This window comes from Streptomyces sp. NPDC051921 (assembly GCF_040680975.1).
Taxonomy (GTDB): Bacteria; Actinomycetota; Actinomycetes; order Streptomycetales; family Streptomycetaceae; genus Streptomyces.
The window spans coordinates 192060-206886 of record NZ_JBFAXU010000003.1 but is presented as its reverse complement, the minus strand read 5'-3'; the positions used below and the strand labels follow the sequence as shown (position 1 = coordinate 206886).

The window sequence follows — 14827 nt, the reverse complement described above, 5'->3', positions numbered from 1 at the left end:
AGGCCTTGCCCCCGGGCGGGCCCGGTTGCTTGGATCTCTCCCACCGTGGTTCACCCGCCTGGCTTCCTGCCCGGCTCTCCCGGCCGTCCGCCGGGGGACAGCGCACGATCTCGCCGGTGTCCACGCCGACGCCGAGGACGGAGCCTCCCATCACCGCCGCCATCCCCGAGTACCTGAGCGCCGAGGGCCGCGTGCTCACGGACTCCCTCATCCCGCTCGTCAACCGTTTCCGGGCCCGCCAGTCCGAAGACGGCACCCTGCCCGCGCCGGACCGGACCGACCGCGCGCTGCTGCTGCGGATCCGCGAGGAGGGCGCCGCCTGGTACCGGCGGCACGCGCTCGACGAGCAGGCCGAGGCCCTTGAGGCCGACGTCGACGGCTGGCTGGCCGCCGGTCTCGACAGCCCGCCGCACTTCGGGCACTCGCACAAGGCCGTGCCCGCGCCGGCGCCCGGCGAGACGGTCTTCCTCCTCGCCGCCGACCGGCCGGGCGACCGCGCCCCGCACGAGGGCCGGCGCCTCGACTGCTTCTTCGCCCTGTACGAGGAGTCCGGCCCGTACGAGGGGTCCGCGGCGCACGGCGAGGCCGCGGCGCCGCCTCACGCCTCCGCGGAGCGCGGCCCGTCGCTGGTCCTCATCGCCGGCAGCGAGGGCGCGCTCGTGCCGCGCGCGCGTACTGCGGCCGCGGCCGGACCGGACGGGCGGGCGATCCGCGTCGACTACGCGCCGTAGGGCCTGCCCGGGCCCGACCCGCCGGCCTGGTCGTGGTCGTGGCCCTCGTGGTACTGGCCGAACGGATCCGCCGGAGGCCGGACCGCGTGGTGCGGGGCGGGCGGGTACGGCATGTGCGTCGGCACCGGGCCTGGTGCGTGGGCTCCGTCCGGCGCGGGGGCGTAGCCGTACGCGTCCCCCTGCTCGTACGCGTAGGCGTCCCTCCGCTCGTACGCGTGGGCGTCCGCCTGCTCGTACGCGCGGGCGTCCGCCTGCTCGTACCCGTACGCGTCCCCCTGCTCGTACCCGTGTCCGTACCCCCCCTGCCCGTGTCCGTACCCCTCGTGCCCGTGCGGGGGCGACGGCTGCCGCGGGAGCCGGGCCGGGGACGGCGGCGGGGGGGCGACCTGGGCGACCGGGACCTGGAGGCTTCCGTACCGCTCCATCCGCTGCCAGCGCAGCCGGGACCCGGCGATCGCGGTGAAGACGGACTGGATCACGACCAGGTACATCAGCTGGCGGTAGACGAACTGCTGGAGCGGCAGGCTCCACAGCGGCCCCGGCCTCTCGCCGTCCAGGCGGAAGGCGTACAGGCCCATGACGACCTGGAGCAGAAGGAAGGCCGTCCACAGGCCCAGGATGTGCACCGGGTCCAGGAAGACGAGTCCGTAGACGGCGAAGACGTCCACGACCGGTGCCAGCAGCGGCAGCAGGACCTGGAACATCAGCAGGTAGACGAGGCCCCGTCGGCCGAGCTTGCCGGCCTGGCCGCCCTGGACGAGGGCGCCCCGGTGCTTCCACATGGCCTGGAGCGTGCCGTAGCACCAGCGGTAGCGCTGCTTCCACAGTGCCCCGAGCGAGGCGGGCGCCTCGGTCCAGGCCTTGGCCCGCTCCTCGTACACCACGCGCCAGCCGTCCCGGCACAGGGCCATGGTCAGGTCGGTGTCCTCGGCGAGGGTGATGTCGCTGACGCCGCCGACCCGGAGCAGGGCCTCGCGGCGGAAGGCGCCGACCGCGCCGGGCACGGTGGGCATGCACTCGGCCAGGTCGAACAGACGGCGGTCCAGGTTGAATCCGACCACGTACTCGATGTGCTGCCAGCGCCCCAGCAGCCCGCCCCGGTTGACCACCTTGGCGTTGCCGGAGACGGCGCCCACGCGGCGGTCCGCGAACGGCTGCACGATCATCCTGACCGCGTCCGGCTCGAAGACGGTGTCTCCGTCCACCATGACCAGCAGGTCGCAGGAGGCCGCGGCGATCCCGGTGTTGAGGGCGGCCGGCTTGCCCGCGTTCTGCTGCCGGATGACCCGGACTCCCGGCAGTCGCAAGGCCTCGACGATGTCGGCCGTGCCGTCCGTCGAACCGTCGTCGACGACGATGACCTCGACCGGGTGGTCGGAGGCCAGCAGGGAACGGACGGCCGCCTCGATGCCCGCGCTCTCGTTGTAGGCGGGGACGATCACGCTGACCGGCTCGGTGACCGGCGGGCCCCAGGGGCGGCGGCGCATGCGCACGTGGCGCCGCGCGGCGACGAAGACGGCGATCGCGCGCAGCGCGCTGATCGCGCCGGCGGCCCACAGCAGCCAGGACAGCGCGTCGACGACCCCGTCACTGGTGCGGATCGCCGCGATCAGGGCGGAGCCCTGCCATGCGTTGGCCGTCGTCGCGGGCCGCTCCGCCGTGGGCAGGGCGACCGCCTCGCCGACGGTGGTGAACCGCCGGCCGTCCGCCTTGAGCCGGGGCAGCAGCCGTTCCAGCGCGGCGACCGTCTGCGCGCGGTCCCCGCCGGCGTCGTGCAGCAGCACGATCTGGCCCGCGGCGCCCTTGGGGGTGGAGTCGGCGACGATCCGGTCGACGCCCGGGCGTCGCCAGTCCTCGCTGTCCTGGGTCGTCAGGACGGTCAGGTACCCCTCCTTCCCCGCCTGGACGACGGCGTCCCAGTCGGCGTCGGTGAGCGCCTGGTTCGTGGCGGAGTAGGGGGGCCGCAGCAGCGGGGTGGTGACACCGGTGGCACCGGCGATGACGAGCTGTGTCTGGCGCAGTTCGAGCGAGCGGCGCCACGGGGAGGCCGAGCCGAGGTCGGTGTGGGTGAAGCTGTGCAGTCCGATCTGGTGGCCCTCCGCGACGATCCGGCGGGCCAGATCGGGGTTCTCCGCGACCTTGGTGCCGACCGTGAAGAAGGTGGCGTGGACCTGGTGGCGGCGCAGCACGTCGAGGATCTTCGGGGTCCACACCGGGTCCGGGCCGTCGTCGAAGGTCAGGGAGACCGTGCGGTCCGCGGGGCGGGTGGTGCGGGCCGACGCGCCTTCGATCACCGGGCCGCCCGAGGTCACCCGGGCGGGTACGGACGTCCGTGCCCCGGCCTGCCTGGGCGCCGCGTCCGGGGTCCGGTCGAACAGGTGCTGCGTGTAGCCCTGGACGAGCAGGGCCGCCGAGAGGGTGAGCACGAGGGTGGTGAGCAGCAGCCAGTGCGTGCGCACGGGGACTTCGCGGACCGAGCTGTGTCGGCCGCGGGGCCGGCGGCCGGGGTTCTTCGACAAGGGGAGCGGTTCCTGCCTGGTGCTTGGGGGGACTGTGGTGCCGCGGGTGGTGCGAGGGGGGACCGTGCGCCGCGGGCGGCCGTCGGTGAGGACGGCTTACGGGCGGCTCGTGGGCTTGCCGTGGCCCTGGTCGGGGCGTTCGGTGGGCTTTCCGGTGCCCATTCCCTGCGGCGTCGGCTTGGTGTCCCCCGGCCCGGTGGTGCTCCGGACGGGCGCCGGCACGGTGCTGGGCGCCCCGGTGCCGGGCGTGGCCGCCTCACCGGGCGTGGGGTCCGAACCGCCGGGGGTGGAGGCGGTGTCCGGCCGGTCGGCCGTGTCGCCCGCGGCGGGGGTCGGCCCACCGTTCCCGCCGCCCGTCGAGGGGGCGGGGGTGGGGGTGTGCGGGGCCTGCGCCGAGGGCAGGAAGGGCGCCTGGACGGTGGGGCCGCCGAGCAGGGCGCTGATGAGCAGGGCGACGTAGCCGACGGCCGGGACGAGCAGGAGGTAGCCCCAGCGGCGCACCCGCCGCTGCCGCCGACCGGACGTGTCCACGAAGACGGGACTGGCCTCGGGGACGCTCGGTGCGGGCGGGTGCGGGGCGGGTGCGGCCGCGTCGACGACGAAGAACTCGACGGTGTCGTCGTCCGTGATGCCGGGGCGTGGGTGCATGCGGGGGTGGCCTCTGCTGTCGGAGCTGCGGGCAGGTCTCTCATGCCCTACAGCGTCCGCGTCCCCGGGGGTGTCACTCCCGCCCCGGGCGGCGCCCGTGGTGGATCACCGCACCGGGGCAGGGCGGCGGGCCGCCGGCGGGGCGCGGCATCGGGCATCGGCTCCGCGCCGGCGGCGGCACGCCCTGGGCCCCGAGGCCCCCGTCCGGCCGTCTCGCGGGCCGCGGCCTCGATGAGGTCGCAGGCCTCGGCGGGGCGGGAGGCGAAGGAGGCGCGGCTCACCCCCACGCCATACGGACGGTGACCGGCCCACCACCGTCCGCCGCGGGGTGCCGCCTCCTGTACGGCGTCCGTGTGACCGGCCGCGTGCGGCGTCTGCGTACGGGGCGGGGGCGACGGACACTGGAGGCGGACGCACCGCAGCCGCAGGTCCGAGGAGGTCCGCCATGAGCACCGCCGCACCCAAGGTCAGCACGCTGCCGCCGGAGCACCGGGAACGGCTCATGGCCTTTGCCGAGGACGTGTACTTCGAGGCCGGCGCCCGGCTCTTCGAGGAGCAGGAACGGGCCGACCGCTTCTGGATCGTCAAGACGGGCGCGGTCACCCTCGACGCCAAGGTGCCGGGACGCGGCTCCCCGGTGATCGAGACGCTGCGGCACGGGGAGCTGGTGGGCCTGTCGTGGCTGTTCCCGCCGTACCTGTGCCAGTCCGGCGCGGAGGCGATGACGCCGGTCAGGGCGTACGAGTTCGACGGGACGGCGGTGCGCTCGATGTGCCGCACGGACGCCGAGTTCGGCGCGTCGGTCACCTTCTGGGTGGGCCAGATCCTGGCCCACCGGCTGCACGTGACGCGGGTCAGGCTGCTCGACCTGTACGCGCCGCACGGGAGCGGGATCCTGGCCTAGTAGGTCGTGTCGGGAAGGCAGCGCCGTCCGCCCGCACGACCGCCCGGGACGTTCGCGACACGCCTGGACGCCGGACGCCCTCCGCGTCCCGCCGGCCGGGCCCTTGTCCCGGCCGGGCCCTTGTCCCGGCCGGGCGGGGCCTCCGCTCCGGGGTCAGGACCTGCCGACGAGGTCCTTGACGTGCCAGTCGTAGAGCGCGCCGTCCGCGTGGCTGATCTGGCCGCGGCGCACGAAGCCCGCGCGGCGGGCGACGGCGGAGGCGGCCGGGTCGTCGGCGGCCGTGACGATCACGGCGCGGCGGGCGCCCGCCGTACGGGCGTGGTCGCAGGCGAGCAGGACGGCCCGGGTCGCGAAGCCGCGGCCGCGCGCCTCCGGCCGGAGGGCGTAGGACACTTCGACGTCGCCGTGGGCGTGCCCGGCGGCCGGCGGTCGCAGCTCGACGGTGCCGACGAGCCGGTCCGCCCGGATGGCGAAGGTCCGGCCGGCGCCGTGCGGGCGCCACCGTTCACGGCGGCGGGCAGGGGGCGGGCCGGCTGCGCAGGGCGCGTCCGCTTCGTCCGGGTCGAGCGGGGACAGGGTGACCACCCCGTCGCAGAGCTTCACGTCATCACGCACCCAAGCGATCTTGTCGTCTATCGACCCGTGCCACAATCGGTATCCGGACGGACACGCGGGACATCCCGCCGCGCTGCCCGGCACCGGCTGCACCGCCACTCGAACGGCCCAGTGAGACGGTGTCAGGAGCCTCCGGGCAGCAGGCTGGGGCCATGGACGTCGGGAGGCGACGGTGAGCGGAGACGCCGAGGACCGGACGCGCGCACGGGCGCAGGCCCGGGCCCTGGAGCGGATACGGGCACGCGCGGGCGCGCGGCTGTTCGCGCGGTGCGCGCTGCTCTGCGCCGCGGCTGCCGTCGTCGCCCTGTTCGTGCCCTTCGGCGGGGGTGGTGTGTTCATCGTCGTCGTCGGCCTCGTGGGCCTGGCCCTGTGCGCGGCCGGCGGGTGGTGGTTCCTCGCGCACCGCGGGCCGGTCCGGCTCCTGGGCGCGCTGCTCGGCGTCGGCGCCCCTGTGGCCGTCCTGGTCCTCTACCTCGACGACGGGCTGTGGCGGACCGCGCTCGGCTCGCTCCTGCTCTGGGCCGCGGCCCTGATCTGCGCCCGCAAGGCGCTGCGCCGTCCCGACCACCGGAGCCGGGCGAGGCCCGCGGCGCGCCCGCGGCGTCCCGTCCTGCTGATGAATCCGAAGTCCGGCGGCGGCAAGGTCGGCCGGTTCGGGCTCGTCGAGAAGGCGGAGGCCCTCGGCGCGCGTGTGGTGCTCCTCGGCCCGACCGGGCCCGACGGGGAGTTCCAGGACGTGGCCGAACTCGCCCGCTCCGCCGTCGCGGACGGCGCCGACCTGCTGGGCGTGGCGGGCGGCGACGGCACCCAGGCGCTCGTGGCCGCGGTGGCGGCCGAGCACGACCTGCCGTTCCTGGTGATCAGCGCGGGCACCCGCAACCACTTCGCCCTGGACCTCGGCCTCGACCGTGCCGACCCGTCCAGGTGCCTCGACGCCCTGACCGACGGCGAGGAGCTGCGCGTCGACCTGGGCGACGTCGCCGGCCGGCCCTTCGTCAACACCGTCTCCTTCGGCGTGTACGCGGATGTCGTGCAGCGCCCCGAGTACCGCGACGCCAAGGCGGAGACGGCGCTGAGCGTGATGCCCGACCTGCTGACCGGCGAGGCCGGCGTACGGCTCGACGCCCGCGTGGGCACCACCGAGCTGTCCGCGCAGCAGGCCCTGCTCGTCAGCAACAACCCCTACGCCTCGCCCGATCCCTTCGGCACCGGCGGCCATCGGCCGCGCCTGGACGGCGGCAAGCTGGGCGTGATCGCGATCCGTGTGGAGGGTGCGGCGCAGGCCGCCGACCTCGCCGTCCGGGGCTCGTCGTCCACCGGCCTGAACGTCCTCACCGCCCGGCGGGTCGAGGTCACCGCGAAGGTCGACACGCTGCCCGTGGCCGTCGACGGCGAGGCCCTCACCTTGCCGCCCCCGGTCACCTGCACCCTGAGACCACGCGCCCTGCGCGTCCTCGTCCCCCGTGACCGTCCCGGTACGGCGCCGCCCTCCCAGCCCCTGAACTGGTACCGGATCGTCGTCCTCGCCTTCGGCCGCCACTGAGGAGAATCCCATGGCAGAACTGCCCCCGAACGGACCCGGACCGACCCCGGAGAACGAGCCCGCGTCCACCGCCCCCTCCCCCGTCGACGCCACGGACCGGTCCGGACGCCCACGGCGGCCCGACCTCCGGGAGTCGGTCCGCGCGATGCTCTCCGACATGCGGGCCGTGGACGGCGCCCTGTACGCGGCGGTCGCCGCGACGCCGACGCCGACCCTCGACCGGGGGTTCCGCCGGCTCTCGCACACCGCCGACCATTCCAAGATCTCCTTTGCCGTCGCCGCGGCCCTCGCCCTCGTCCCGGGGCGTCCCCGCATGGCCGCGGTGGTCGGCGTCGGTGCCATCGGGGTGGCTTCGGCCACGGCCAACCTGCTCGGGAAGCGCCTCGTGCGCCGACGGCGCCCGGACCGGGAGGCGGCGCGGGTGACGGTGGACCGGCATGTGCCGATGCCCCTCTCGGCGTCGTTCCCGTCCGGGCACACGGCGTCGGCGGTCGCTTTCGCGACGGCCGTGGGGGTGGTGTTCCCGCCCGCGGCGGTCCCGCTCGGCATTCTCGCGAGCGCCGTCGGGTACTCGCGGGTCCACACCGGCGTCCACTACCCCGGCGACGTCGCCGCCGGCGCGGTCCTCGGCCTGACCAGCGGGGTCGCGGCGTTGTCCGTGGCGAGCGCGGCGCCGCAGTGGCGGCGGTTCCGCACCGCCTGACCGCGCCCTCGGGGCCGGGGCGCGGCCCGCTCGGGGAGTCGGCGGTCGACGTCGGGAACAAAGCGGCGGGGCAAGGGACTTGGTGAGGGACATGACCACCACGCCGTTCGACGCCCGCGCACTCCTCGCCAAGAGCCGGCTCGGCGTCCTCGCCACGATCAAGGCCGACGGGCGCCCCCAGCTCTCCCCCGTGATGCCCTTCTACGACCCCGCGACCGACACCGTGTACGTGTCGATGACCGAGGGCCGCGCCAAGACCGCGAACCTGCGGCGCGATCCCCGGGCCGCCCTGGAGGTCACCGCCGAGGACGGCTGGTCGTGGGCGACGGCGGAGGGCACGGTGACCCTGACCGGGCCGGGGACCGAGCCGTACGGGCCCGAGGTGGAGGCGCTGGTGGGGTACTACCGGCTCGCCGCCGGGGAGCACCCGGACTGGGAGGAGTACCGGTCGGTGATGGTGGCCGACCGGCGGGTCCTCATGACGATGCGCGTCGACCACGTGTACGGGCAGTCGGTGCGCTGACCGGGGGCGGCCGGCCGGCCGTCGGCCCGGTGGGGCCGGGTCAGTTCCTGCGGGCCCTGCCGACCGGGCCGAGGCGGCCGGCCGGGCGCTCGACGGGTTCGTCGCGGGCCTCGGCCCACAGCGAGCGCACGTGGCCGAGGTGACGGTGCATGCAGGCCTCCGCCCCCTTCACGTCGCCGGCGATCATCAGGTCGAGCAGCTCGATGTGCTCCTCGGCGGACGAGACGAGCTTGCCGGCCTCGTCCAGACCCGTGAGGCCGTAGAGCCGGGACCGCTTGCGGAGGTCGCCGACGGTCTCGACGAGCCGGTCGTTCCCGGCCAGGCCGAGCAGGGTGAGGTGGAAGCGCCGGTCGGCTTCCAGGTAGCCGATGAGGTTGTGCTCGCGCGCGTTGGTCACGATCTCCTCGGCGAGCGGGCGCAGCTCCTCCAGCTGTTCCGGGGTGGCGAGTTCGGTGACCCGGCCGACCGTGGGCACCTCGATGAGCATGCGCAGCTCGGTGCACTGGTCGAGCTCGCGCTCGCTGACCTCGGTGATCCGGAAGCCCTTGTTGCGCACCGGTTCGACGAGACCCTCGCGGGCGAGGTCGAGCATGGCCTCGCGCACCGGGGTGGCCGACACGCCGAGCTCGGCGGCCAGGCCGGGCGCCGAGTAGACGCTGCCCGGACGCAGTTCGCCCGCTATCAGGGCGGCTCGGAGCGCGTGACCGACCTGGTCGCGGAGCCGCTCCTGGGCCTTGATGAGACTGTGCTGCTTCAGGTCACCCACGCTGATTCCTCCGAGAACTCGCAGGGGGACAGCGTACAATGTCACGTTTCGCTGTCGGGCGTGCCGGGCACATCCTCGCTGCTCGCCGCCGCGCGGTACACCGCGACCGCCACCGCGAGGTCCTCCCAGGCCATGCCGACGCTCTTGAAGAAGCGCGGCGCCGCCGGGTCCACCGGGGCCCGGCCCTCTGGCCGTTCGAGCAGGTCGGCCAGCGTGCCGGCGATGTGGTCCGGGCCGATCGCGCCCTCGGCCCGGGGGATCAGCAGGTCACCCGCCTCCCGCAGGGCCGCAGCCCGCGACTCGACGTAGACCGCGGCCCGCCGGACCAGGGCCGTGTCGGTCTCCCGGGCGTCCGGTTCGTGCGAGCCGACGGCGACGACCGTGGCGCCGGGCGCGACGAGCCGCCCGTCGAAAAGGGGGGTGCGGGCGGTGGTGCAGCACATCACCAGGTCCGCGCCCGCCACGTCGCGGGGCGTTCCGGTACGGGCCTCCGGCACGCCGAGGGCCCGGGCGTGCGCGGCGAGCCGCCGCGCACGCTCCGGACTCCGGGCGACGACCACCGCCTCGACCACCTTCCGTACCGCGAGCACCGCTTCCACGTGTCCGTACGCCTGCGGGCCGGAGCCGAAGACCACGAGGCGCAACGGCCTTCCCGGGCCGGTGAGCTGACGGACCGCCAGGGCCGACACGGCGGGGGTGCGGAGGGTGGTGAGCGCGGCGCCGTCGAGCAGCGCCAGCGGGCGGAGGGTGGGGCCGTCGAGGAGGAGGTAGCTGCCGGTGATGCGGGGCAGGCCGCGGCCGGGGTTGCCGGGGGCCACCCCGGCGATCTTGACCCCGGCCCAGGAGCCCGTGGCGGCCGGCATGAGGAGCAGTTCGCCGGCCGGCACGGGGAACGCGGTCCGCGGTGGTCCCGCCTCCGGGTCGAGGCCGGCCCGCAGCACGTCGGCGAGCGCCTCGACCGCGTCGGCCGGGGTGAGCAGCCGGCCGACGGCCGCGGCGTCGAGCAGACGGAGGTGGGCGCCGCTCACAGCAGGAACCCCGTGCCGAGCGTGTCGTCCGGGTCGAGGGTGAATCGGTGCTCGCCGGTGCGGTGGGCGGTCCCCGTCACTTCGGTGACGAGCCCTTCCTCCGCCGGCCCGGACCCGTCCCGCGCCGGGGCGGCCCCCTGCCGCGGCGGGCCGGGCACGGTGCGTCCCGTGAAGACCGTGCCGGTGACCGACTCGTGGGTCAGCTCCCGGCCCCCCGCGAGGCGGCCCTCGTCGGCGAGGATCGCCAGTCGGGCCGAGGTGCCGGAGCCGCAGGGCGAGCGGTCGATCTGGCCGTCCGCGAAGACGGTGACGTTCCGCTGGTGCGGGCCCTTCGGGGTGTCCGGGAGCTCCTCGTACAGGATCACCCCGTACACCCCGGAGAGCAGTGGTCCGGAGGGGTGCCGCGTGGCCGGGTGGCCCTCGAGCGCCGCCCTGATCTCCCGGCCGGCGCGGACGAGTTGGGGCAGGTGCTCCCGGTCGACGGCGAGGCCGAGGTCGCGTGCGGAGACGGAGGCGTAGCAGGCGCCGGCGTACGCGAGGTCGGCCTCGACGGTGCCGAAGGCGGTGTCGACCGGCACCTTGCGCCCGGTGACCCTGGCCGGGACGTTGCGGAAGGTGACGCCGGTGGTGCGGCCGCCCGCACGGTGCACGGTGGCGGCGACCCGTCCGGAGGGGACGTCGATGCGGACCTGGACGTCCCGGTCGCCGGGGGCGGCGACCAGGCCGGAGTCGACCGCCCAGGCGCCGAGCGCCATGGTGCCGTGACCGCAGGCGGTCGACCAGCCGTCCTTGTGCCAGAACAGCACGCCCAGATGGGCGCCGTCGTCGTCCGGGGGCACGACGAACCCGCCGTACATGCCGGCGTGGCCGCGCGGCTCCTGGACGAGCAGGCGCCGCAGTGCGTCGTGCGGCGTGGGGCGGGGGGCCGTGCCGTCTCCGCCCGGCACGAGGAGGGCGGCCCGGCGCTCGGCGACGGTGTCGCCGGGCAGCGGGGGCAGGCCCGCCGCGACCGGGTCGACGATCCTGAACGGCTCGCCCGCGGTGTGGTAGTCGGTGGTGCGGATCCCGGTCGTGCGGGTCGCGCGCTCCTCGGCCGGGCTCACAGCAGGAATCCCGCGGGGAACGGGTCGTCGGGGTCGAGGAAGTACTGCGCCGTGCCGGTGATCCAGGCCCGGCCGGTGACCGTGGGGACGACGGCGGGGCGCCCCGCGACCGTGGTCTCGGCGATCAGTCGCCCGGTGAACTCCGTACCGATGAAGGACTCGTTGACGAAGTCGGTGTCCAGCGGCAGCAGTCCGCGCGCGTGCAGCTGCGCCATGCGCGCGCTGGTGCCCGTACCGCACGGGGAGCGGTCGAACCAGCCGGGGTGGATGGCCATCGCGTGCCGGGAGCGGCGGGCGTCGGAGCCGGGGGCGGCGAGGTAGACGTGCTTCACGCCGCCCTGGGCCGGGTCCTCCGGGTGGACCGGGCGGTCGGGGCCGTGGTTGATGACGTCCATGAGGGCGAGGCCCGCGGCGAGCAGGTCCTCCTTGCGGGCCCGGTCGAAGGGCAGTCCGAGCGAGTCGAGCTCGACGAAGGCGTAGAAGTTGCCGCCGTAGGCGAGGTCGTAGGTGACCGTGCCGTGGCCGGGGACCTCGGCCTTGAGGTCGAGGCCGACGGAGAAGGCGGGGACGTTGGTGAGGGTGACGGCGACGGCCGCCCCGTCCTCGACGCGGACGTCCACGCCGACCAGGCCTGCCGGGGTGTCGAGCCGGACCCGGGTGACGGGCTCGGTGACCGGGACCATGCCGGTCTCGACGAGGACGGTCGCCACGCCGATGGTGCCGTGACCGCACATGGGCAGCAGGCCGGACACCTCGATGAACAGCACGCCGTAGTCGGCGTCGGGGCGGGTCGGGGGCTGGAGGATCGCGCCGCTCATGGCCGCGTGGCCGCGCGGCTCGTACATGAGGAGGGTGCGGAGGTGGTCGAGGTGCTCCAGGAAGTGGAGCCGCTTCTCGGCCATGGTGGCGCCGGGGATCACCCCGACGCCGCCGGTGATCACGCGGGTGGGCATGCCTTCGGTGTGCGAGTCGACGGCGTGGTAGATGTGACGGGTGCGCATGGGTCTCCCCCGGGGTCAGTGGTGGCCGTCGGCCAGGGCCTTCTCGGTGGCGGAGCGTACGGCGGCCCCGGTCGCGCCGGTCAGCGGGTGGCGCGGCGGCCGGGTGGGGCCGCCGGGGCGTCCCGCGAGGTCCATCGAGAGCTTGATGGCCTGGACGAACTCGGTCTTGGAGTCCCAGCGCAGCAGCGGGTGCAGGGACTTGTAGAGCGGCAGCGCGGTGGCCACGTCGCCCGCGACGGCGGCGCGGTACAGCTCGGCGCAGGACGCGGGCAGCGCGTTGGGGTAGCCGGCGATCCAGCCCACGGCACCGGCCAGGGCCAGCTCGAGGAGCACGTCGTCGGCACCGATCAACAGGTCCAGCTCCGGGGCGAGTTCGGCGATCTCGTAGGCACGGCGCACGTCGCCGCTGAACTCCTTGACGGCGACGATGTCGCCGGCGGTGTGCAGCCGGGCGAGGAGGGCGGGGGTGAGGTCGACCTTGGTGTCGATCGGGTTGTTGTACGCGACGACCGGGAGCCCGGCCCGGGCGACCTCCGCGTAGTGGGCGAGGACGGCTGCCTCGTCGGCGCGGTAGGCGTTGGGCGGGAGCAGCAGCACGGAGCCCGCACCCGCCTCGGCGGCCTGCTCGGCCCAGCGCCGGGACTCCCCGCTGCCGTAGGCGGCGACGCCGGGCATGACCCGGGCTCCGTCGCCGGCGGCCTCGACCGCCGTACGGACGACGCGGGCGCGCTCCTCGGCGGTGAGGGTCTGGTACTCCCCCAGGGATCCGTTGGGCACGACGCCGTCGCAGCCGTTGTCGATCAGCCAGCGCACGTGCTCGGCGTAGGCGTCGTGGTCGACGGAGAGGTCCTCGCGGAGGGGGAGGGTGGTGGCGACCATGATGCCGCGCCAGGGGCGGGCGGGGGTCCAGGTGGGGACGCTCATCAGCAACTCCTTTGTAGTGTGTGACATTTTACTGAATCCCGGACTACGCCCACAAGGGTGCGGCGCACAGTCCGTCAGCCGTTCTGCTCGGGGAGGTCGGCCAGATGGCGCAGCGGGACCGGGCAGGCGAACGGCCTGCGGTCCGGCGTCGCGCCCGCGCCGCACAGCGCGGCCACGGCCGACCCGCACATGCGGCCCTGGCACCAGCCCATTCCCGCCCGCGTCAGCAGCTTGACGGTGCGGGGGTCGTGGGCGCCGAGCTCCTCCACGGCCTCCGTGACACGGGCGGCCGGGACCTCCTCGCAGCGGCAGACGTCGGTCGTCGGCCGGAGCCAGTCCGTCCAGCCCGGGCCCGGCCGATGGGCCGCGGCCATCGCCTCGGCGAAGGCCCGCAGGCGGGTGCGACGGCGGCGCAGGCGCTCGACGTCGTCCACCGCTGCCGGGCGAGGGGCGCCGCTGGAGCGCAGGGCGTCCGGGGCGGGACGGCGCGGCGCCGCCCCGCCGGCGGCCGCGGCGATGTCGTGCGCCGCCAGCTCCCCCTCCACCAGCGCCAGTTGGGCGCCACCGACACCGCCGGTCTCACCGGCCGACCAGATGCCCGGCACCGACGTGCGCTGACCGTCGGTCAGGGCGAGGGCGACCGTCCCGTCGGGGGCCGTCCGGGTGGCGCAGCCCAGGGCCGTCGCCAGGGACAGCTCGGGGACCAGGCCGTGGCCGACGGCCACCGCGTCGCACGGGATGCGGCGGTGCGTGCCGGGGACCGGTCGCCAGTCCCCGTCGAGACGGGCGACGGTGACCGCCTCGACCCTGGTCTCGCCGTGCGCCTCCACGACGGCGTGCCGGGCGAGGAGCCTGACGTGGTGGCGGGCCAGCGCCGCGCCGTAGCGGGCGCCTTCGACGAGCTTCCCCGGATTGCGCAGGAGCGTGCCCGCGCGGCGGGCGTAACCGCCGTACGCCGCCGCCTCCACCACGGCGGGCACCCGCGCGCCGGCGCTCGCCAGTGAGGCCGCGACGGCAAGGAGCAGGGGCCCGCTGCCGGCGACGACGATCCGTCGGCCGGGGAGCACGAGGCCGCCCTTCAGCATGGCCTGCGCTCCCCCGGCGCCGACCACGCCGGGCAACGTCCATCCGGGGAAGGGCAGTTGACGTTCATAGGCACCCGTCGCGAGGAGGACCGCGCCGGCCGTGACGGTGACGGCCGCGTCGTCCGCGGTACGGGCGTGGAGGGACCGGTCCGGTCCGGCGGACGTGATCGTCCAGACGTGGTGGTCCGGCAGGTAGGTGACGCGGCCCGCCCGCTCGTGGGCCCGCAGCCGGCGTTCGCGGGTCGCGAAGGCCGCCCAGTCGTGGTGGAGCGCCCGGGCGCCCGTCGCGTCCAGTTCGGGCGCGGGGTGGCGGTAGTACTGGCCGCCCGGACGCGCTCCCGCGTCGAGCAGCACCACGGACAGTCCGAGGTCGGCGGCGCTGACGGCGGCGGCCAGGCCGGCCGGGCCCGCTCCGACGATCGCGAGGTCAGCGGTCCGGTCAGCAGCCGAGTGCGGCACGGCCGGTTCCCTCCTGGGTGGTGACGGCATCTCCCGGGCGGGCCGGGACGAGGCAGGCGCGTTGGTTGGGGCGCCCGTTGACGGTGACCAGGCAGTCGTGACACTGCCCGATCCCGCAGAACACGCCCCGCGGCGCGCCCGTCTCGCGGGTGGTGCGCCAGGCGAGGATGCCCGCCGACCAGAGGACGGCCGCGACGGACTGGCCTTCCCGGAGGGGAAGTTCGCGTCCGTCGAAGGTGACGGTGGGCATCGGTGGCTCCTTCGCGGTGGCTCCC

The 14827-nt window shown here is 75.5% G+C and carries 15 protein-coding genes; 5 read left to right on the top strand and 10 right to left on the bottom strand.

Annotated features, from left to right (window positions below):
- Positions 1–116: 116 nt before the first annotated feature.
- Positions 117–731 carry a hypothetical protein gene (locus AB0M16_RS05630; protein WP_365339073.1) on the top strand — a complete coding sequence of 205 codons (615 nt, stop codon included), beginning with the start codon at positions 117–119 and terminating at the stop codon, positions 729–731.
- On the opposite strand, the gene AB0M16_RS05625 is transcribed toward AB0M16_RS05630, so the two are convergent.
- Both AB0M16_RS05625 and AB0M16_RS05620 read right to left on the bottom strand, forming a co-directional pair.
- Positions 719–3190 carry a bifunctional polysaccharide deacetylase/glycosyltransferase family 2 protein gene (locus AB0M16_RS05625; RefSeq protein ID WP_365339071.1) on the bottom strand — a complete coding sequence of 824 codons (2472 nt, stop codon included), beginning with the start codon at positions 3188–3190 and terminating at the stop codon, positions 719–721. The two genes, AB0M16_RS05630 and AB0M16_RS05625, sit on opposite strands and share 13 nt — an antisense overlap.
- Positions 3191–3346: 156 nt before the next feature.
- Positions 3347–3898 carry a hypothetical protein gene (locus AB0M16_RS05620; RefSeq protein WP_365339069.1) on the bottom strand — a complete coding sequence of 184 codons (552 nt, stop codon included), beginning with the start codon at positions 3896–3898 and terminating at the stop codon, positions 3347–3349.
- A 445-nt stretch (positions 3899–4343) separates the two neighbouring features.
- On the opposite strand from AB0M16_RS05620, the gene AB0M16_RS05615 reads away from it, so the two are divergent.
- Positions 4344–4802, top strand: coding sequence for a cyclic nucleotide-binding domain-containing protein (locus tag AB0M16_RS05615; protein ID WP_365339067.1), 459 nt, complete (start codon positions 4344–4346; stop codon positions 4800–4802).
- 153 nt (positions 4803–4955) lie between these two features.
- On the opposite strand, the gene AB0M16_RS05610 is transcribed toward AB0M16_RS05615, so the two are convergent.
- Entirely contained in the window at positions 4956–5417 is a 462-nt protein-coding gene (locus AB0M16_RS05610) for a GNAT family N-acetyltransferase (protein WP_365339065.1), read from the bottom strand.
- A 223-nt stretch (positions 5418–5640) separates the two neighbouring features.
- Between AB0M16_RS05610 and AB0M16_RS05605 the strand changes: the two genes are divergently transcribed.
- The 3 genes from AB0M16_RS05605 to AB0M16_RS05595 all read left to right on the top strand — a co-directional run bounded on the left by AB0M16_RS05605 (position 5641) and on the right by AB0M16_RS05595 (position 8186).
- The gene (locus tag AB0M16_RS05605) at positions 5641–6960 is read left to right on the top strand and encodes a diacylglycerol kinase family protein (RefSeq protein ID WP_365339481.1); all 1320 of its coding nucleotides are present in this window, start codon (positions 5641–5643) and stop codon (positions 6958–6960) included.
- A 145-nt stretch (positions 6961–7105) separates the two neighbouring features.
- Positions 7106–7663, top strand: coding sequence for a phosphatase PAP2 family protein (locus tag AB0M16_RS05600; protein ID WP_365339479.1), 558 nt, complete (start codon positions 7106–7108; stop codon positions 7661–7663).
- 91 nt (positions 7664–7754) lie between these two features.
- Complete coding sequence (locus AB0M16_RS05595; protein ID WP_365339063.1) at positions 7755–8186, top strand: PPOX class F420-dependent oxidoreductase; 432 nt, start codon at positions 7755–7757, stop codon at positions 8184–8186.
- A 40-nt stretch (positions 8187–8226) separates the two neighbouring features.
- On the opposite strand, the gene AB0M16_RS05590 is transcribed toward AB0M16_RS05595, so the two are convergent.
- The 7 genes from AB0M16_RS05590 to AB0M16_RS05560 all read right to left on the bottom strand — a co-directional run bounded on the left by AB0M16_RS05590 (position 8227) and on the right by AB0M16_RS05560 (position 14802).
- On the bottom strand, positions 8227–8952 hold the full coding sequence (locus AB0M16_RS05590) for a GntR family transcriptional regulator (protein ID WP_365339061.1): 726 nt from the start codon (positions 8950–8952) through the stop codon (positions 8227–8229).
- A gap of 41 nt (positions 8953–8993) precedes the next feature.
- Positions 8994–9980 carry an ornithine cyclodeaminase family protein gene (locus AB0M16_RS05585; RefSeq protein WP_365339059.1) on the bottom strand — a complete coding sequence of 329 codons (987 nt, stop codon included), beginning with the start codon at positions 9978–9980 and terminating at the stop codon, positions 8994–8996.
- Entirely contained in the window at positions 9977–11092 is a 1116-nt protein-coding gene (locus tag AB0M16_RS05580; protein WP_365339477.1) for a proline racemase family protein, read from the bottom strand. Before AB0M16_RS05580 ends, AB0M16_RS05585 begins: the two co-directional genes overlap by 4 nt.
- The gene (locus AB0M16_RS05575; protein WP_365339057.1) at positions 11080–12084 is read right to left on the bottom strand and encodes a proline racemase family protein; all 1005 of its coding nucleotides are present in this window, start codon (positions 12082–12084) and stop codon (positions 11080–11082) included. The genes AB0M16_RS05580 and AB0M16_RS05575 overlap by 13 nt, the downstream gene beginning before the upstream one ends.
- A gap of 15 nt (positions 12085–12099) precedes the next feature.
- A complete protein-coding gene (locus AB0M16_RS05570; RefSeq protein WP_365339055.1) occupies positions 12100–13008 on the bottom strand; it encodes a dihydrodipicolinate synthase family protein in 909 nt (302 codons plus the stop codon).
- 74 nt (positions 13009–13082) lie between these two features.
- Complete coding sequence (locus AB0M16_RS05565; protein ID WP_365339054.1) at positions 13083–14552, bottom strand: FAD-dependent oxidoreductase; 1470 nt, start codon at positions 14550–14552, stop codon at positions 13083–13085.
- Positions 14533–14802, bottom strand: coding sequence for a (2Fe-2S)-binding protein (locus tag AB0M16_RS05560; RefSeq protein ID WP_365339052.1), 270 nt, complete (start codon positions 14800–14802; stop codon positions 14533–14535). Before AB0M16_RS05560 ends, AB0M16_RS05565 begins: the two co-directional genes overlap by 20 nt.
- Positions 14803–14827: the final 25 nt, after the last annotated feature.

Coding starts and splice junctions, on each gene's coding strand:
- AB0M16_RS05620 (WP_365339069.1), bottom strand. CDS start 3,898: ATGCACCCACGCCCCGGCATCACGGACGACGACACCGTCGAGTTCTTC.
- AB0M16_RS05615 (WP_365339067.1), top strand. CDS start 4,344: ATGAGCACCGCCGCACCCAAGGTCAGCACGCTGCCGCCGGAGCACCGG.
- AB0M16_RS05600 (WP_365339479.1), top strand. CDS start 7,106: ATGCTCTCCGACATGCGGGCCGTGGACGGCGCCCTGTACGCGGCGGTC.
- AB0M16_RS05595 (WP_365339063.1), top strand. CDS start 7,755: ATGACCACCACGCCGTTCGACGCCCGCGCACTCCTCGCCAAGAGCCGG.
- AB0M16_RS05575 (WP_365339057.1), bottom strand. CDS start 12,084: ATGCGCACCCGTCACATCTACCACGCCGTCGACTCGCACACCGAAGGC.
- AB0M16_RS05570 (WP_365339055.1), bottom strand. CDS start 13,008: ATGAGCGTCCCCACCTGGACCCCCGCCCGCCCCTGGCGCGGCATCATG.
- AB0M16_RS05560 (WP_365339052.1), bottom strand. CDS start 14,802: ATGCCCACCGTCACCTTCGACGGACGCGAACTTCCCCTCCGGGAAGGC.